Here is a 16,750-nt window from a genome sequence, read left to right on the forward strand (position 1 = left end):
GTCGGCAAGACCGCCATCGTCGAGGGCCTCGCCCAGCGCATCATCGAGGGTGACGTACCGGAGAGCCTCAAGGGCAAGACCGTCGTCTCCCTCGACCTCAGTTCGATGGTGGCAGGCGCGAAGTACCGCGGCGAGTTCGAGGAACGCCTCAAGGCCGTCCTCGACGACATCAAGAACTCCGCCGGACAGGTGATCACCTTCATCGACGAGCTGCACACCATCGTGGGGGCAGGCGCGACCGGCGAGTCCGCGATGGACGCGGGCAACATGATCAAGCCGATGCTGGCCCGCGGCGAGCTGCGCATGGTCGGCGCCACCACGCTCGAGGAGTACCGCAAGTACATCGAGAAGGACGCCGCGCTGGAGCGGCGCTTCCAGCAGGTGCTGGTCGGCGAGCCCTCGGTCGAGGACACCGTCGGCATCCTGCGCGGACTGAAGGATCGCTACGAGGTGCACCACGGCGTCCGCATCACCGACTCGGCCCTGGTCGCCGCGGCGACGATGTCCGACAGGTACATCACCTCGCGCTTCCTGCCCGACAAGGCCATCGACCTGGTCGACGAGGCCGCTTCCCGACTGCGCATGGAGATCGACTCCCGGCCCGTCGAGATCGACGAGGTCGAACGCGTCGTGCGTCGCCTCGAGATCGAGGAAATGGCGCTGGAGAAGGAATCCGACGACGCGTCCAAGGATCGCCTGGCCAAGCTGCGCGGCGAGCTGGCCGATTACCAGGAGCGACTGTCCGAACTGACGACGCGGTGGCAGAACGAGAAGGGCGCCATCGACGTCGTCCGCGAGCTCAAGGAGCAGCTGGACCACTTGCGCGGCGAATCAGAGCGGGCCGAACGCGATGGTGACCTGGCCAAGGTGGCCGAGCTGCGGTACGGACGCATCCCGGAGGTCGAGAAGAAACTCGATGCCGCGCTGCCCACCGCGCAGGCGCAGACCGACGTCATGCTCAAGGAAGAGGTCGGCCCCGACGACATCGCCGACGTCGTTGCGGCGTGGACCGGCATCCCTGCGGGCCGGCTGCTCGAGGGCGAGACCGCCAAGCTGCTGCGCATGGAGGACGAGCTCGGAAGGCGCGTGGTCGGGCAGAAGGCTGCCGTGCAAGCGGTGTCCGATGCCGTCCGGCGCAGTCGGGCAGGCGTCGCCGATCCGAACCGGCCGACCGGCTCGTTCCTGTTCCTCGGGCCGACGGGCGTCGGCAAGACCGAGCTGGCCAAGGCGCTGGCGGACTTCTTGTTCGACGACGAACGGGCGATGGTCCGCATCGACATGAGCGAGTACGGCGAGAAGCACTCGTCGGCCCGCCTCGTCGGTGCCCCTCCCGGCTACGTCGGCTACGACCAGGGCGGTCAGCTGACCGAAGCGGTGCGGCGGCGGCCGTACACGGTGGTGCTGTTCGACGAGGTCGAGAAGGCTCACCCGGACGTGTTCGACGTGCTGTTGGCGGTGCTCGACGAGGGCAGGCTGACCGACGGTCAGGGGCGCACGGTCGACTTCCGCAACACCATCCTCATCCTGACGTCCAACCTCGGGTCGGGCGGCACCGACGAGCAGGTGATGGCGGCGGTGCGGGCGGCGTTCAAGCCCGAGTTCATCAACCGCCTCGACGACGTGCTGATCTTCGACGCATTGCAGCCGGACGAACTGGTGCGGATCGTCGACATCCAGCTCGACCAGCTGCAGAGGCGGCTGGCCCAGCGGCGGCTGACCCTGGAGGTCTCGCTGCCCGCGAAGAAGTGGCTGGCCGAGCGTGGCTTCGACCCGCTCTACGGCGCCCGTCCGCTGCGGCGGCTGGTGCAGCAGGCGATCGGCGACAAGCTGGCCAGGATGCTGTTGGCGGGCGACGTGCACGACGGCGACGTGGTGCCCGTGAACATCAGTGCCGACGGCGAGAGCCTCGTCCTCGGCTGATCTTCCCCGCGGACTGCTCGCGAAATATTGAGACCCGTGACCGGGTTGTGATCCAGTCTTGTTCTAGCGAAACTCGTACCAGCAAGTAGGCTAGGCACCAATGGTCCCCCTCTGGTTCACGCTGTCCGCACTCTGTTTCGTGGGTGCGGCCGTATTGCTGTACGTGGACCTCGACAAACGACGTGGCCTCGGCAGGCGTCGCAAGTCGTGGGCCAAGTCCCATGGGTTCGACTACGAGCACGAATCGACCGACATCGTGAAGCGCTGGAAGCGCGGTGTGATCTCGACGGTTGGCGACGTCTCGGCCAAGAACGTGGTGCTCGGACAGATCCGCGGCGAGGCGGTGTTCATCTTCGACCTCGAGGACGTGGCGACGGTCATCGCGCTGCACCGCAAGGTCGGCACCAACGTCGTCGTCGACGTCCGCCTCAAGGACATCAAGGAACCGCGCGAGAGCGACATCTGGCTCCTCGGCGCCATCGGCCCGCGGATGGTGTACTCCACCAACCTCGACGCCGCGCGCCGCGCCTGTGACCGCCGCATGGTGACCTTCGCGCACGCTGCGCCCGATTGCGCCGAGATCATGTGGAACGAGCAGCACTGGACGCTCGTCAGCATGCCGATCACCAGCACTCGCGCGCAGTGGGACGAGGGTCTGCTCACCGTTCGTCAGTTCAACGATCTCCTGCGTGTGCTGCCTCCCATCCCGCAGCCGGGACAGAGCGGTGCGGCGGGTCAGGCGATCGCCAGGCGCGGCGGCTCTCCGAGTCGCCCGCTGGCACAGCATCCCGCCGAACTGCCCGCCGGGCGCACCGATGCTCCGCCCACCCGTGGCGACGTCGGCCGGTACACCCAGCAGCGCCCGCCGGTGCGCAACGGGCGCCAGTCGCCGCACTATCAGCGCTGAGTCCGGCGCCCGAACGGTGCCCGCGTAAGTTCGGCGGGCTGGAGCGCAGCGACTCGGGGCAAGTAACCTGTCGGCATGTCACGCCCCGTCGCACTGATCACTGGACCGACGTCCGGCTTGGGGATGGGGTTCGCCCGCAAGTACGCCCTCGATGGCCATGATCTGGTGCTGGTGGCACGCGACGTCGGACGGCTGGAGCAGCTCGCCGCCGAACTCCACGACGAGGCCGGTGCGCACGTCGAGGTGCTGGCCGCCGACCTAGCCATCGCCTCGGACCGCGCGAAGGTTGCCGAGCGGCTGACCGAAGGTGTGCGAATCCTGGTGAACAACGCGGGGTTTGGTACCTCCGGCGAATTCTGGAGTGCCGATCTCGAGGTCCTTCAGTCGCAGCTGGACGTCAACGTCACCGCCGTCATGCAGTTGACGCATGCCGCGCTGCCGTCGATGTTGGCGGCGGGCGCAGGCACCGTCATCAACGTGGCCAGCGTCGCGGGACTGCTGCCTGGTCGCGGCTCCACCTATTCGGCGTCGAAGGCGTGGGTGATCTCGTTCTCCGAGGGCCTGGCCAACGGCCTCGGCGGCACCGGCGTCGGCGTCCACGCGCTGTGCCCCGGTTTCGTCCGCACCGAGTTCCACGAACGCGCGGGCATCGACATGGCAGGCACGCCGTCGATCCTCTGGCTCGACGTGGCCGACGTCGTACGCGACTGTCTTGCCGGCGTCGCCAAGGGCGAGGTCGTGATCGTGCCAGGGCTGCAGTACAAGGCGCTCACGACCGCGGGCCGGATGGTGCCGCGAAGCCTGGTGCGTGCCGCGACGAAAGTGGTGGGCCGTGGCCGTGGAAGAACATAGCCGGGGGCGGACCTGAGTGCGCGCACTCGTCGCGCTGCTGTCGGTCGTGGTCATTGGCGTCGCTCTCGTCGCATGCTCGGCCGACCCCGAGCCGAGTCCCTATGCCACCCAGGGCGCCAAGATCGGCGAATCGCTTGCGGTGCTTGGCTGGAACGTGTCGGTGTCGAACCTGCGCTTCGACGGTGACTACGTCCTGATCGACGTCGACGCGTCGCCGGCGAAGGTCGGCGGTCCGCACGCGAAGGCCGACACCCTGCGGTTCGGCCTCTACGGTGCGCTGGCCCACCCCATCGAGAGCACCGCGCTGGGCAGTTGTGCCAATGCCACGAACCTGAGCCTCCAGCCCGCCGTCTCCCCCAATCCCGACAAGCTGTCTGGCACAGTGTGTTTGGGGCCACTGCGCGATCAGACACAGGTACGTGGCGTGTACGTCTACTCGCCGCAGGACCGGATCCCCGGCACCATTGCCGCCTACGGGGCGTCCTTCCCCATCGGTTTGAATCCCACCAGCGACACCGAGACCGGCCTGGTGCTGAAGTCCACCAGTGTCGACGCGTTCGAGGCCGACGGCTCGCAGCTGATGCCGACCGCACTTGGCGAGCCGACGGCCTTCAACGGCAACGGCTACATGCTGCTCGGACTCGACATCAGCGGGCTGGCCTCGCGGTATCGCGAGGACTCGATCCGTCGCGGCGGCCCGCTGATGGTCCAGGTGACGCCGACGCTGCCTGGCAAGGGGTTGTCGTATGCGTGCTCGGTGTACGGCGCGTCGCTGCTGGTGCTGCCCGACTCGTCGCTGGACGCGGTCTCCGTGCGGGGCTCACTGTGCACGCAGGGTGAGATCAACCAGGCGCTGCTGTATGCCACTGTCGCAGTGGTCGGTACCCACGCCGCACTGTGGACGATCCGTGAGTGAACCTGGCCGGAGCCGCCCCGGCGGCGACATCAATCGGAGCCGCCCCGGCGGCGACATCAATTTGGGCCCGACCGAGTGGGGCACCGCACCCGGCGTCGGGCCCTGGCTCGAGGAAAGGCCGGGCCCGCTGCCGGAGGACCCGCGCTTCGACCGGGACCTGTTGCGCGACGGGGACACTCGCAACGTCGTCGACGCGTACCGCTACTGGACGCGCGAGGCGATCATCGCCGACATCGACCAGCGGCGGCATCCGCTGCACATCGCGATCGAGAACTTCGGCAACGACGCCAACATCGGCGCCGTCGTTCGCACCGCCAACGCGTTCGCCGTCGACACCGTGCACATCGTCGGAAAACGCCGGTGGAATCGCCGGGGCGCGATGGTCACCGACCGGTACCAGCGTTTGCGGCATCACGACACCACTGCCGAACTGCTGGCCTTCGCCGCCGAGCAGGGCCTCGAGGTGGTCGCGGTCGACAACGTGCCTGGCGCCGTCCGCCTCGAGCACACGCGTCTGCCGCGCAACTGTCTGCTGATCTTCGGGCAGGAGGGGCCGGGCATCACCGTCGACGCGCAGCGGGGCGCCGCCGTCACGGTGTCCATCGCCCAGTTCGGATCGACCCGCAGCGTCAACGCCGCGGTAGCTGCGGGCATCGCGATGCACGCCTGGATCACGACGCATGCCGACACATCGCGCGCCTGGTAAGGCAGGATCAACGCCATGGATCAGCTGTGGGCCAACCGTGCGGCCAGCGCCGAGGCCGCGATCGCCAAGCGGCACTACCGGAAGCTGTGGCGGCTGCCAGGCACCCAGCTCGGTGTCGTCTCCTGGCCGCCCACCAAGAAGACCCGATCGTTCGGCACCTGGCACTACTGGTGGCAGGCACATCTGCTCGACTGCCTGGTCGACGCCCAGGTGCGCGACCCGCAGCCCGAGCGCAGGCAAACGATCGAGCGCCAGATTCGCGGGCATCATTGGCGCAATACCGGGCGCTGGGTCAACGACTACTACGACGACATGGCGTGGCTCGCACTCGCTCTCGAGCGGGCAGGGAGCCAGGCAGGTGTCGAGCGGCCCAAGGCTCTCGACAAACTCGCCGACCAGTTCCTCAATGCCTGGGTCCCTGAGGACGGCGGAGGCATCCCGTGGCGCAAACAGGACCAGTTCTTCAACGCGCCGGCCAACGGACCCGCAGGCATCTTCCTCGCGCGCTATGACCGACTGCGGCGGGCCCAGCAGATGGCCGACTGGATCGACGAGACCTTGATCGACCCGGACACCCACCTGGTGTTCGACGGCATCAAGGGCGGCTCGCTGGTGCGCGCGCAGTACACCTACTGCCAGGGCGTCGTTCTCGGTCTCGAAGTCGAACTCGCCGCCCGCACCGAGGACGGCAGGCATCCCGAGCGGGTGCGTCGGCTGATCACCGCGATCGCCGACAACATGGCGCCCGGCGGCGTCATCGCAGGCGCAGGCGGGGGCGACGGCGGCCTCTTCAACGGCATCCTGGCCCGCTACCTGGCGCTGGCGGTGACCCTCCTGCCCGACGACAGTCCGGCGGACACCGCAGCGCGTGCCACCGCCAAGGAGATCGTGTTGAAGTCGGCTCAGTCAGCATGGGACTTCCGGCAGAACGTGGATGGGCTTCCGCTGTTCGGGGCGTTCTGGGACCGCAACGCGGAGCTGCCAACGGCGGGCGGCGCCGACGCGAAGTTCGTCGAGGGCGCGGTCAACGCGTCGGAAATCCCCGAGAAGGACATGTCGGTACAGGTGTCGGGCTGGATGTTGATGGAAGCCGCCTACACGGTCGCCGACGAGACTCCTGTCGGGCAGCTCGTCTTGGACGTACCCGAACCACCCGAAGCGACGTGAGCGGCCGCGGCGCCACCGCGCCGCGGCACGGTGAGAATGCGGCCGCGGCGCTCCTGCTGGCGTTCACCGTCTTGGCGATCGTGTGGGCCAATTCGCCTTGGTCGCAGAGCTATCCGACGTTCTGGAACACGCCGGTCGGGTTGACCCTTGGCAGTGCCCACACCGAGATGACCATCAAGCATCTCGTCAACGACGGCTTGATGGCGTTCTTCTTCTTCATCGTTGGACTCGAGGTCACCAGCCAATTCACCATCGGGGAACTCACCGACCGGGCGCGAGCTGCAGTGCCGGTGCTCGCCGCGATCGCCGGGCTGATCCTGCCCGCGGTCATCTTCGTACTGTTCAACTCCGGTGCCGATGCGCGGGCGTGGGGCGTGGTGATCTCCACCGACACGGCATTCCTGGTTGGCGCGCTCGCCATCATCGGGCCCAAGTACCCCGCGCGGTTGCGCACCTTCCTCCTCACCTTGGCCGTGGTCGATGACGTCGGTGCCCTACTGGTGATCGCGCTGTTCTACTCCGACGCCATCCGCCCTGCCCCGCTGGCCGTGGCCGCGCTGCTGATGGTGGCGCTCGCCTTGGTGCGGCGCCTGCCCGCCGGGCGTGGGGGCGCCTACTCGGTGTTGGCGTTTGCCCTATGGCTGGTGCTGCTGATGGCCGGGATCCATCCGACTCTCGCGGGTGTTGCCGTCGCGCTGCTGATTCCGGTCTTCACGCCACAGCGGAAGTCGGTGGAGTCCGCCGCCGGCGTGATCCGCGCCTTCAGGCAATCGCCGAACTCCGAGTACGCCAGGGCCGCCACCCGCAGCCTGAGGGAGTCGATCTCCATCAACGAGCGGCTGCAGACTGCCTTCAGCCCCTACGTCTCCTACGTCGTGCTACCGATCTTCGCCTTGGCCAACGCGGGCGTGCACCTCGATCACGACACCCTGGCGGCGGCCGTGCGGTCACCGCTGACCTGGGGCGTCATCGTCGGCCTCGTCGTCGGAAAGCTGATCGGCATCACCGGGGCGACGGCGCTGGTGCGTGCCGTCGGCATCGGCGCGCTGGCGCCCGGTCTGACCTTGCGGCGCGTCGCGGGCGGTGCGGCCCTTTCGGGAATCGGCTTCACCATCTCGCTCTTCATCATCGATCTGGCGATCGAGGATCCGGCCAAGCAGGACCAGGCGCGGGTCGGCGTGCTGGTCGCCTCCGCGGTGGCATTCGCTCTCGGCTGGGCCATGTTTCGGCTCACCGATCGGCTCACCCCGCCAGTTGCCGTTGGCGCCAAGCTGATCCGCGCCGTCGATCCCGACCGGGACCACGTCAAGGGCGCCGCGGACGCACCGTTCGTGCTCGTCGAGTACGGCGACTTCGAATGCCCGTTCTGTAGCCGCGCGACCGGTTCGATCGACGAGGTGCGCGAACACTTCGGGGATCGGTTCGCCTATGTCTGGCGGCATCTGCCGCTCGAGAGGGTGCACCCCCGAGCCAAGGACGCTGCGTTGGCCAGTGAGGCTGCGGCCGTGCAGGGCAAGTTCTTTCAGATGGCCACGGCGATGTTCGAGTTCCAGGACTACCTGGAGTGGGAGCACATCTACCGCTATGCCGACGGCGTGGGTTGCGACATTCGGCAATTCGACGAGGATCTGCGATCGGCGCGGGTGCTACACCGCGTCGAGGACGACGCCCAGGACGCGGAGTTGATGGACCTCGGCTCGACTCCGACGTTCTTCGTCAACGGCGTACGGCACAAGGGTCCGTGGGACGCCGCGAGTTTGATTCGGGCGCTTGAAGATTCCCGCGCCTAGCGGCTAGTCGAGGTCGACGGTGAGCGTCGCTCCGGTCGCCGCGATGACGGCATCGGCGGTCACGCCGGGAGCGAGCTCGCGTAGCACCAGGGTGCCGTCCCCGACGACGTCGATGACGCCGAGGTTGGTGATGATCCGGTCGACGACGGCCTGCCCGGTCAGCGGCAGGGTGCACGACTCGACGATCTTGGGGCCACCGTCGCGATCGTTGTGTTCCATCACCACGATGACGCGGGCCGCGCCGTGCACCAGGTCCATCGCGCCGCCCATGCCCTTGACCATCTTGCCGGGCACCATCCAGTTGGCGAGGTCGCCCGTTCGGGATACCTGCATGCCGCCGAGGACCGCCGTGTCGATGTGACCGCCGCGAATCATGCCGAACGACAATGCCGAATCGAAGTACGCCGCACCAGGATTGACGGTCACCGTCTCCTTACCCGCGTTGATCAGGTCGGGGTCGACCGCATCGTCGGCCGGGTACGGGCCCGTCCCGAGGATGCCGTTCTCGGAGTGCAGGGTCACCCGTACGTCGGGCGTCAGGTAGCCGGGGATGAGGGTGGGCAGGCCGATGCCGAGGTTGACGTACTCGCCGTCGACCATCTCCGCGGCCGCGCGGGCTGCCATGTCGTTTCTGCTCCAGCCCGTGACTGCCGCGGACTCACTCATCGGTCCCCTCCTTCTGACGGGCGAACGGTGCGCTTCTCGATCTGCTTGTGCTGCGGTCCGGCGTCGACGATGCGCTGAACGAACACCCCCGCCAGATGTACTTGGCCAGGGTCGATTTCGCCAGGATCGACGAGCTGCTCGACCTCGGCGATGGCGATCCGCCCGGCCATGGCAGCGAGCGGGTTGAAGTTCATCGCCGTCTTGTTGAACACCAGATTGCCGTCCGTATCGCCCAATTGAGCGTGTACCAAGGCGAAGTCGGCGTTGATCGCCTCCTCGAGTACGTAACGCTTGTCGCCGAACACCCGGGTTTCCTTCGGCGGTGAGGCCAGCGCGATCGAACCGTCGGGGGCGTAGCGCCACGGCAGGCCGCCGTCGGATACCGGGCTGCCGACCCCGGCCGGGGTGAAGAATGCCGTGATGCCTGCGCCGCCGGCGCGCATGCGCTCGGCCAGCGTCCCCTGCGGGGTCAGTTCCACTTCGAGTTCACCGGCGAGGTACTGCCGGGCGAACTCCTTGTTCTCGCCGACGTACGACGCGGTGACCCGCCTGATGCGACCGAGCGCGAGGAGGACTCCAAGCCCTTGGCCGTCGACTCCGCAGTTGTTGGAGAAGACCTCCAGCTCGGTCGCCGACGATTCGGCCAGTGCCGCGATCAGCGTGTCCGGAATGCCGCACAGCCCGAACCCGCCGACGGCGAGGCTCGCGCCGTCGGTGATGTCGGCAACCGCTGCGGCGGCTGACTCGTACACCTTCGATTTCATCGTCCTCCTAGCGGTACGTCCACTCTGCAAACGCGGTGAGCTTTACCGTCCACCCAACATCGAAGCAGCTGAGCCGATCAAGCATTGAACGGAAAAGTCCGCGAATTGTTCATCCAGTGACCGTCTGTGGTCAGCGCGTCCACTCAGTGAACGCTAGGATCGGTGACGTGGTGAACCATGTCGTCACGCGAGTGGGGGGCCTGCTGCGCGCCGTCGCGGCGGCCGAACCGAATGGCGCGACGACTACCGAGCTCGGGAAGACGGCGGGGTTGGCGCGACCCACGGCGCACCGGCTGCTGGTGGCGCTGGTGGACGAGGGTCTGATCGACAGGGACTCGAAGACCGGACGGTGGTCGTTGGGGCCGGAGCTGTATCTGCTCGGCGCGGGGGCCGCGCACCGGTACGACGTCACCGACCAGGCGCGCGAGACGATCGATCGCCTTGCTCGCACGACCGGTGAGAGTGCGCATCTGTCCGCGCGCCGCGGCGACGAGACGGTGTGCGTGCTGAGCGAAGAGGGCAGCTTTCCACTGCGTTCGCACGTCCTCCACGTCGGCATCCGCTTCCCGCTGGGGGTGGCATCGGCCGGACTCGCCATCCTCAGTCACCTTCCCGCCAGGGACGTCGACGACTATTTCTCCCGGGTCCGGCTCGACGTGGATTGGGGCACAGCGCATTCCGAGCAGGCGGTGCGACGGCGCATCGAATCCACCAGAACCACCGGCTACGCGGTGAACCCGGCTCTGATCGTCGAAGGAAGCTGGGGGATGGGGGCCGCCGTCTTCGACCACAGCGGCAGACCGGCCTGGGCATTGAGCCTGACCGGGGTCGAGACTCGCTTCCGCCCGGAACGTCACCACGAGCTGGGAACCCTGCTGCTCGAGGAGGCGCACCTGCTGTCGGGACGACTCAACGCCTAACATCGACGCCGTGACCGAACGCGCCAACATCGACTTTTCCGCCCCGATCGGTGTCTGGTGGGCGAGCGACACCTGGCCCATCACCGATGCCCAGGAAGTCGCGAGGGAGATCGAGGCGCTTGGCTACGGCTCGCTGTTCATTCCCGAAGTCACCGGCAAGGAGTGCCTGACGCAGTCCGCGGCGTTCCTGGCGGGCACCGAGCGCCTCGTCGTCGGCACCGGGATTGCCAACATCCACGCGCGGGCGGCGTCTGCCGCGGAGTCGGGGGGACGCACGCTGAGCGCGCTCTACCCGGGCCGCTTCGTCCTCGGCTTGGGCGTTAGCCACGCGCCGCTCGTCGAGCACGGATTCGGCGGCGTGTATGAGAAGCCGCTCGCGACGATGCGCAGCTACCTCGAGAAGATGGCGTCCGTCCCCGAGCAGATCGAGCCGGGCGCGGGCAGGCCCGCCCGTCTGTTGGCGGCGCTCGGCCCGAAGATGATCGAGCTGTCGGGCACGCACGCCGACGGTGCGCACCCCTACCTCGTTCTGCCCGAGCAGTCCCGCAAGACCCGCGAGATCCTCGGCCCGGACAAGTGGATCGTCTCCGAGCAGGCCGTCGTCGTCGGCGGTGACGACGAACAACAGCTGAGCAATGCCCACGGGCACCTCAACGTCTACAGCGGGCTGCCCAACTACCGGAACTCCTGGCTGCGCCAGGGCTTCGACGAGTCCGATCTGGTGCGCGGCGGCTCCGACCGGCTGGCCCGCGGACTCGTCGGGATGGGCTCGGTCGACGATGCCGCGGCCTCGGTGCGCGCTCACCTCGATGCGGGTGCCGACCACGTCGTCGTTCAGGTGCTCGGCGACAACCCGACGGCCGATCCACGTCCTGCGCTGCGCACGCTCGCGAAGGCGCTCGGACTAGCGGACTAACCCGGCTCCTGCTTGGCGGCCCTCCCGTACATCCGCCGCGGACATCCCGTCGCGCACACGAGTAGGGGATTAGCTGGTTTTCTAGGGAAACCCCCGATTCGATTTGCTTTACCTGCTCGTAAATTGAGTCGACGGCAACGCCAGGCTCGGCGTCGCGGTCCGATCTGGGGGGATTCGGGCAATGGGAGCTCATAGCAAGAGCACGGGTTACGCGCGATACGTCGGACGGCTCGGGGCGCTGGCGGTCGCACTGGGCGTCGGCACCATGCCCGGCCTGGCATGGGCCATACCGGAGACGGGGGACCAGGCCGACACCGTCGATTCTCCACCGAGCGTGCCCACCCCGCTCGACCCCACCGCCGCCGTCACTCCGGAGCCGACGCACGACTCGTCATCCCCGAGCCTCCCCACGGGGAGCCCGGGCGCAGGGACTGGCCCGACGACCAACTCATCTCAGATCACCGTCAGCGTCGGCGACGGCTCGTCACCGCCGGTGACCGTGAGCGGGTCCGGCAGCCTGAACACCACCATCAACGGCGAGCAGACCTCGACCGAGCCCACCAAGCCGACCAAGCCGACCAAGCCCAAGGAGACGAAGGGCGGCGACCACGGGCCGGTCGAGACCGCGAAGACCGTCACCCTCGCGAACGCGCCAGGCACAGCGAATCAGAACGAAGCGACAGCGACGACCAGCGCGCCCAAGATCGTCGCCACGCCGGCCAGTTCGGCAGTCGTCGCACTGAAGACAGTTGAGCCGCAGTCCTTCACCAGCACCGCACAACCGGTCGAGACCATCATCACAACGCCCGCACCCGAACCGGCGCACGCGCAGTCAACCGTCAACGTGGTCGCGAAGATGGTTTCGGCCGTCCTGGCGCCGCTGCTGCTCCCCTCACCAGAATCCCCCGCGGCGCCGGCCCTGATGTGGGCGGTGCTGGCCTGGACCCGTCGTGAATCGGAGCGCACCACGACCGCTGCGTCCGAGTCGACGCTCACCGCTCTGACCACCACCAGCGAACCGGCCACGCCGGAACCGGCCGCCCGAACTGCGTCGCTGCTCGCCGCCCCGGCGCTCGCTGTTCAGGCGCTAGTGACTTCGCCGAACAATGCGCCGACGGCATCGCCCACGATCACCAACGTCGACGGCACGACCGGCATCGTGACCGGCAACCTCAATGCCGTTGATCCCAACGGGGATCCGCTGACGTACACGATCAAGACCCCGCCTGCGAAGGGTGCCGTCGGGGTCACCACGACGGGCGCCTTCACCTACACGCCGACTGACCCCGCCAGGCATGCTGCGGCGGCCACTGCGGGCGCCGACGTCGATGGCTTCATCGTCAACGTCAGCGATGGGCGCGGCGCCGTGACGGCAGTCCGGGTCAGCAGTGTTCCGGTCACGCCGGCGAATACGGCGCCGATCACCGGCACTGTGACAGTGGGGAACCCGAACTCGAGCACGGGCGTGGTCACCGGAACGGTGCGGGCCACCGATGCCGACCGGGATGCGTTGACGTACACCGGTTCTACGGCTACGGCCAGGGGCGCCGTGGTCGTCAACGCCAACGGCACCTTCACCTACACCCCCACCGCCGAGGCCCGCCATCAAGCCGCGGCCGGTGGCGCGGCCAACGATTCGTTCACCGTTACGGCCAACGACGGACACGGCGGTACCGTCGCGGTCGCGGTCGCCGTGGCCGTAGGTCCCAAGAACGCGGCGCCGAAGAACGGTAGTTCGGTCGTCGGCCAGCCTGATGCGGCAACCGGTGTGGTCACTGGAGCAGTGACCGCCTCTGACGCCGACGGTGACACGCTGCAGTACAGCGGGCCGACGTCAACCGCCAAGGGTTCGGTGGTCGTCAACACCGACGGCACGTTCACGTACACCCCCACCGCCGCGGCTCGGCATCAGGCGACCGCGGGTGGTGCGGCCGCAAGCGACTCGTTCACCGTCACAGCCAATGACGGGCACGGCGGCACGCTGGCTGTTGCGGTCAAAGTGGCTGTCAGTCCACAGAATTCGGTTCCGAAGAACGGCAGCGCGACCGTCGGCAGCCCTGACGCGACCACCGGCGTGGTCACCGGCACGGTGTCTGCCACCGACACCGACGGAGACAACCTCACCTTCACGGGATCCCGATCGACGACGAAGGGGTCCGTGGTCGTCAACGCCAACGGCACCTTCACCTACACCCCGACGGCCACGGCGCAGCACAACGCGTCCGCGGGCGGTGCGGCCGCAAGCGACTCGTTCACCGTCACGGCCAGCGACGGACACGGCGGCACGCTGGCGGTGCCGGTGATCGTTGCCGTCAACCCGAAGAACGCGACGCCCATCGGCGGCACCGTGACCGTAGGAAACCCGAACTCGACCACGGGCGTGGTCACCGGAACGGTGCGGGCGACCGATGCCGACCGGGATGCATTGACCTACACCGGATCTACGTCGACGGCCAAGGGCGCCGTGATCGTGAATGCCAATGGCACCTTCACCTACACGCCAACGGCCATCGCCCGTCACGAGGCCTTAGCTGGTGGAGCGGCGGCCACCGATTCGTTCACCGTCACGGCCAGCGACGGACACGGCGGCACGGTCGCCGTCGCGGTCAACGTGACCGTCAGCCCCAAGAATGCCGCGCCCAAGAACGGCAGTGCCGTTGTCGGAACACCAGATCCAGCGACGGGTATGGTCACCGGGTCGGTGAGTGCCACAGACGCCGACGGCGACACAGTCCGATACAGCGGGCCGACGTCGACCGCCAAGGGCAACGTCGCGGTGAACACCGACGGTACGTTCACCTACACGCCAACTGAACTCGCGCGCCACAAGGCCCTCGCGGGTGGTGCTGCGGCCACCGACACGTTCACGATCACCGCCAGCGACTCCTACGGCGGCACTCTCGCGGTTGCGGTGACGGTCAACATCAGCCCGAAGAACGCCGCGCCGGCCAACCCCACTATCGTCGTGGCACAACCCAATTCCACCACCGGCATCGTCACCGGAACGGTCAAGGCCCTCGATCCCGACGGCGACACCGTGCGCTACAGCGGGACCGCCACGACGGCCAAGGGCAGCGTCACTGTCACCACCAGTGGCGCATTCACGTACACGCCGACTGCCGCCGCGCAGCACGCCGCCAGCGCAGGCGGAGCTGCCGCCACGGATACGTTCACCGTTACCGCGACGGACCAATACGGCGCCGCGCTGCCCGTGACCGTGACGGTCACGGTCAACCCGAAGAACAGGGTGCCGATCAACGGTGTCGCCACGGTCGGGCAACCCGACAGCGGAAGCGGAGTGGTGACCGGCACCGTCAGTGCGACCGATCCCGACGGCGACACGCTCAAATACTCCGGGTCGACGACGACCGGCAAGGGCACCGTGATCGTCAACGAGAACGGCAGCTTCACCTACACCCCCACCGCGGAGGCGCAGCACGCCGCGTCGCAGGGTGGGACGGCCGCCAAGGATGCGTTCGCCATCACCGCCGACGACGGCCACGGCGGCGCGCTCGCCATCCAGGTCTCGGTCAACGTCAACCCGAAGAACGCTGCGCCAGTTGCAGCTACCGCACCATCGGTGGGCAACCCGAACAGTGCCGGGGTCGTCACCGGCAAGATCAACGTCACCGACGCCGACGGCGACTCACTGTCCTATCAGGTCGTCACCGGGCCGACCCGAGGCACGCTGACCATCGACAGCGCGACGGGCACCTACACCTACACCGCGAAGCCGGAGGAACGGCTGAATGCGTCTCTGACCACCAACGCCGTGGAGACCGACTCGTTCACCATCGGAGTCACGGACGGGCGCAGCGCCCCCATCGTGGTCACCGTCGGCGACGTTCTGGTGGCCGAATTGCCCGCCAACAGCGTGACTGGTACGCCCGGCGTCGGTGACGGCCCGCGCGCGGTCGTACTGAGCGCTGACGGCACTCGCGCGTACGTGGCCAACACCGACGACGACACCGTCACCGTCATCAACACCACGAACAACACGACGGTGCGCACCATCCAGGTCGGCGACCGCCCGACGGCGCTGGCACTGAACACAGCCGGATCCACGCTCTATGTCGCGAATGCCGGTGGCAACTCCGTAACGTCGATCAACACGGCGACGGGCGCGGTCATCACCACCGTGGGTATCGGGCACGAGCCCACCGGCATCACGGTCAGTCCCGACGGCCAGTTCCTCTACACCGCCAACGCCGACAACACGATCACGATCGTCACGGTCGCCAGCGGGACCTCCGTGTCCGTGGGCATCGACCCCAGCCAGATCGTCATCAACCAGGCGGGAACGCGCGTCTATGCGCTGAATTCCACCGACGGTGACGTCTCCATCATCGACTCGTCGAATGGAACTGTGCTCGACACCATTCACGTCGGTGACGACACGTTCGGCATGGCGATCAGCCCCGACGACACGCATTTGTACCTCACCAAGGGGGGCACCGAAAACCGGGTCGCGATCGTCCAACTCTCCGACAAGTCGTTCACCTACGCCGACGTCGGCTTCGATCCGCGTGGAATCGCGGTCACGCCGGACGGAAAACGCTTGTACGTGGCCAACTTCGGTAGCGACTCGGTGTCCATCGTCGATCTCACCGACAACAACGCAGTCACGTTCGTCAACGTCGGCGACGGTCCGTGGGGCGTCAGCATCGACGCGACGGGGACGAGGGCGACCGTCACCAACTCGCTGTCGGACACCGTCACCGTGATCCTGATCGCCGGCAACGAGCCTCCCGTTCTGCACCCGACGCAGTCCACGAATTTCAGCAGCGGCGTGGTCACCGGATCGCTCGGCGCCACCGATGGCGACGGAGATGCGTTGTCCTACAGCACAACACAGGGCACGCTGGGCGGCGTCACCATCGACGGTGCCGGCAACTACGTTTACACCCCGACGCCGGCGGCCAGGCACGCCGCCGCGGTGGCGCCAGCCACCGATACGTTCACCGTCACGGTCGGCGACGGCCACGGCTCGTCGGTGACGAAGACCATCTCGGTCTCGATCGCGCCCGCGAACGAAGATCCGATTGTCGCACCAGTTGCCAGCAGCCCGGCGGACGGCGTCGTGACGATCGACCTGCACGGCTCCGACCCCGACGGTGACGCGGTGACCTACACAGTGGTCGCAGGACCGGCGCGCGGAACGCTGGCGGTGCTGGCACCCGGCCAGTTCCGTTACACGCCAACCGATACAGCCCGGTCGGATGCGGC

The 16,750-nt window shown here is 67.8% G+C and carries 12 protein-coding genes; 10 read left to right on the top strand and 2 right to left on the bottom strand.

Annotation, left to right across the window (positions count from 1 at the left end; all coding sequences use genetic code 11):
• The 7 genes from QOD90_RS18925 to nhaA form a co-directional block, all read left to right on the top strand.
• A partial coding sequence (locus QOD90_RS18925; RefSeq protein WP_526352368.1) for an ATP-dependent Clp protease ATP-binding subunit occupies positions 1-1,920 on the top strand: 1,920 nt, incomplete at its 5' end.
• 100 nt (positions 1,921-2,020) lie between these two features.
• Positions 2,021-2,827, top strand: a complete 807-nt coding sequence (ttfA, locus tag QOD90_RS18930) for a trehalose monomycolate transport factor TtfA (protein ID WP_526352369.1) — start codon at positions 2,021-2,023, stop codon at positions 2,825-2,827.
• Positions 2,828-2,902: 75 nt separating this feature from the next.
• Entirely contained in the window at positions 2,903-3,679 is a 777-nt protein-coding gene (locus QOD90_RS18935; protein ID WP_526352370.1) for an SDR family NAD(P)-dependent oxidoreductase, read from the top strand.
• Positions 3,680-3,695: 16 nt separating this feature from the next.
• Positions 3,696-4,595 (top strand): hypothetical protein, encoded by a 900-nt coding sequence (locus tag QOD90_RS18940; protein WP_526352371.1) that lies wholly within the window; start codon positions 3,696-3,698, stop codon positions 4,593-4,595.
• Positions 4,596-4,650: 55 nt separating this feature from the next.
• Complete coding sequence (locus tag QOD90_RS18945) at positions 4,651-5,301, top strand: TrmH family RNA methyltransferase (protein WP_526352379.1); 651 nt, start codon at positions 4,651-4,653, stop codon at positions 5,299-5,301.
• Between the two features lie 15 nt (positions 5,302-5,316).
• Complete coding sequence (locus QOD90_RS18950) at positions 5,317-6,468, top strand: glycoside hydrolase family 76 protein (protein WP_526352372.1); 1,152 nt, start codon at positions 5,317-5,319, stop codon at positions 6,466-6,468.
• Positions 6,465-8,258 carry a Na+/H+ antiporter NhaA gene (gene nhaA / locus QOD90_RS18955; RefSeq protein WP_526352373.1) on the top strand — a complete coding sequence of 598 codons (1,794 nt, stop codon included), beginning with the start codon at positions 6,465-6,467 and terminating at the stop codon, positions 8,256-8,258. The genes QOD90_RS18950 and nhaA overlap by 4 nt, the downstream gene beginning before the upstream one ends.
• Before the next feature lie 3 nt (positions 8,259-8,261).
• Here the strand turns inward: nhaA and QOD90_RS18960 are convergent, their stop codons facing one another.
• Both QOD90_RS18960 and QOD90_RS18965 read right to left on the bottom strand, forming a co-directional pair.
• Positions 8,262-8,924 (bottom strand): 3-oxoacid CoA-transferase subunit B, encoded by a 663-nt coding sequence (locus tag QOD90_RS18960; RefSeq protein WP_526352374.1) that lies wholly within the window; start codon positions 8,922-8,924, stop codon positions 8,262-8,264.
• Positions 8,921-9,688 (bottom strand): CoA transferase subunit A, encoded by a 768-nt coding sequence (locus QOD90_RS18965; RefSeq protein WP_526352375.1) that lies wholly within the window; start codon positions 9,686-9,688, stop codon positions 8,921-8,923. The genes QOD90_RS18960 and QOD90_RS18965 overlap by 4 nt, the downstream gene beginning before the upstream one ends.
• A 167-nt stretch (positions 9,689-9,855) precedes the next feature.
• Between QOD90_RS18965 and QOD90_RS18970 the strand changes: the two genes are divergently transcribed.
• From QOD90_RS18970 to QOD90_RS18980, 3 genes are all read left to right on the top strand, one after another.
• The gene (locus tag QOD90_RS18970; protein ID WP_526352376.1) at positions 9,856-10,608 is read left to right on the top strand and encodes an IclR family transcriptional regulator; all 753 of its coding nucleotides are present in this window, start codon (positions 9,856-9,858) and stop codon (positions 10,606-10,608) included.
• 10 nt (positions 10,609-10,618) lie between these two features.
• Positions 10,619-11,524, top strand: a complete 906-nt coding sequence (locus QOD90_RS18975) for an LLM class F420-dependent oxidoreductase (protein WP_526352377.1) — start codon at positions 10,619-10,621, stop codon at positions 11,522-11,524.
• A gap of 181 nt (positions 11,525-11,705) precedes the next feature.
• Positions 11,706-16,750, top strand: a 5,045-nt coding sequence (locus QOD90_RS18980; RefSeq protein ID WP_526352378.1) for a cadherin-like domain-containing protein, incomplete at its 3' end; no start/stop codon positions are given.

Origin of the sequence: Mycobacterium sp. (assembly GCF_032161845.1) — a bacterium.
Taxonomy (GTDB): domain Bacteria; phylum Actinomycetota; class Actinomycetes; order Mycobacteriales; family Mycobacteriaceae; genus Mycobacterium.

Excerpts from the sequence above, each read along its gene's own strand:
- ttfA (WP_526352369.1), top strand. The coding sequence starts at position 2,021 with ATGGTCCCCCTCTGGTTCACGCTGTCCGCACTCTGTTTCGTGGGTGCG.
- QOD90_RS18935 (WP_526352370.1), top strand. The coding sequence starts at position 2,903 with ATGTCACGCCCCGTCGCACTGATCACTGGACCGACGTCCGGCTTGGGG.
- QOD90_RS18950 (WP_526352372.1), top strand. The coding sequence starts at position 5,317 with ATGGATCAGCTGTGGGCCAACCGTGCGGCCAGCGCCGAGGCCGCGATC.
- QOD90_RS18960 (WP_526352374.1), bottom strand. The coding sequence starts at position 8,924 with ATGAGTGAGTCCGCGGCAGTCACGGGCTGGAGCAGAAACGACATGGCA.
- QOD90_RS18965 (WP_526352375.1), bottom strand. The coding sequence starts at position 9,688 with ATGAAATCGAAGGTGTACGAGTCAGCCGCCGCAGCGGTTGCCGACATC.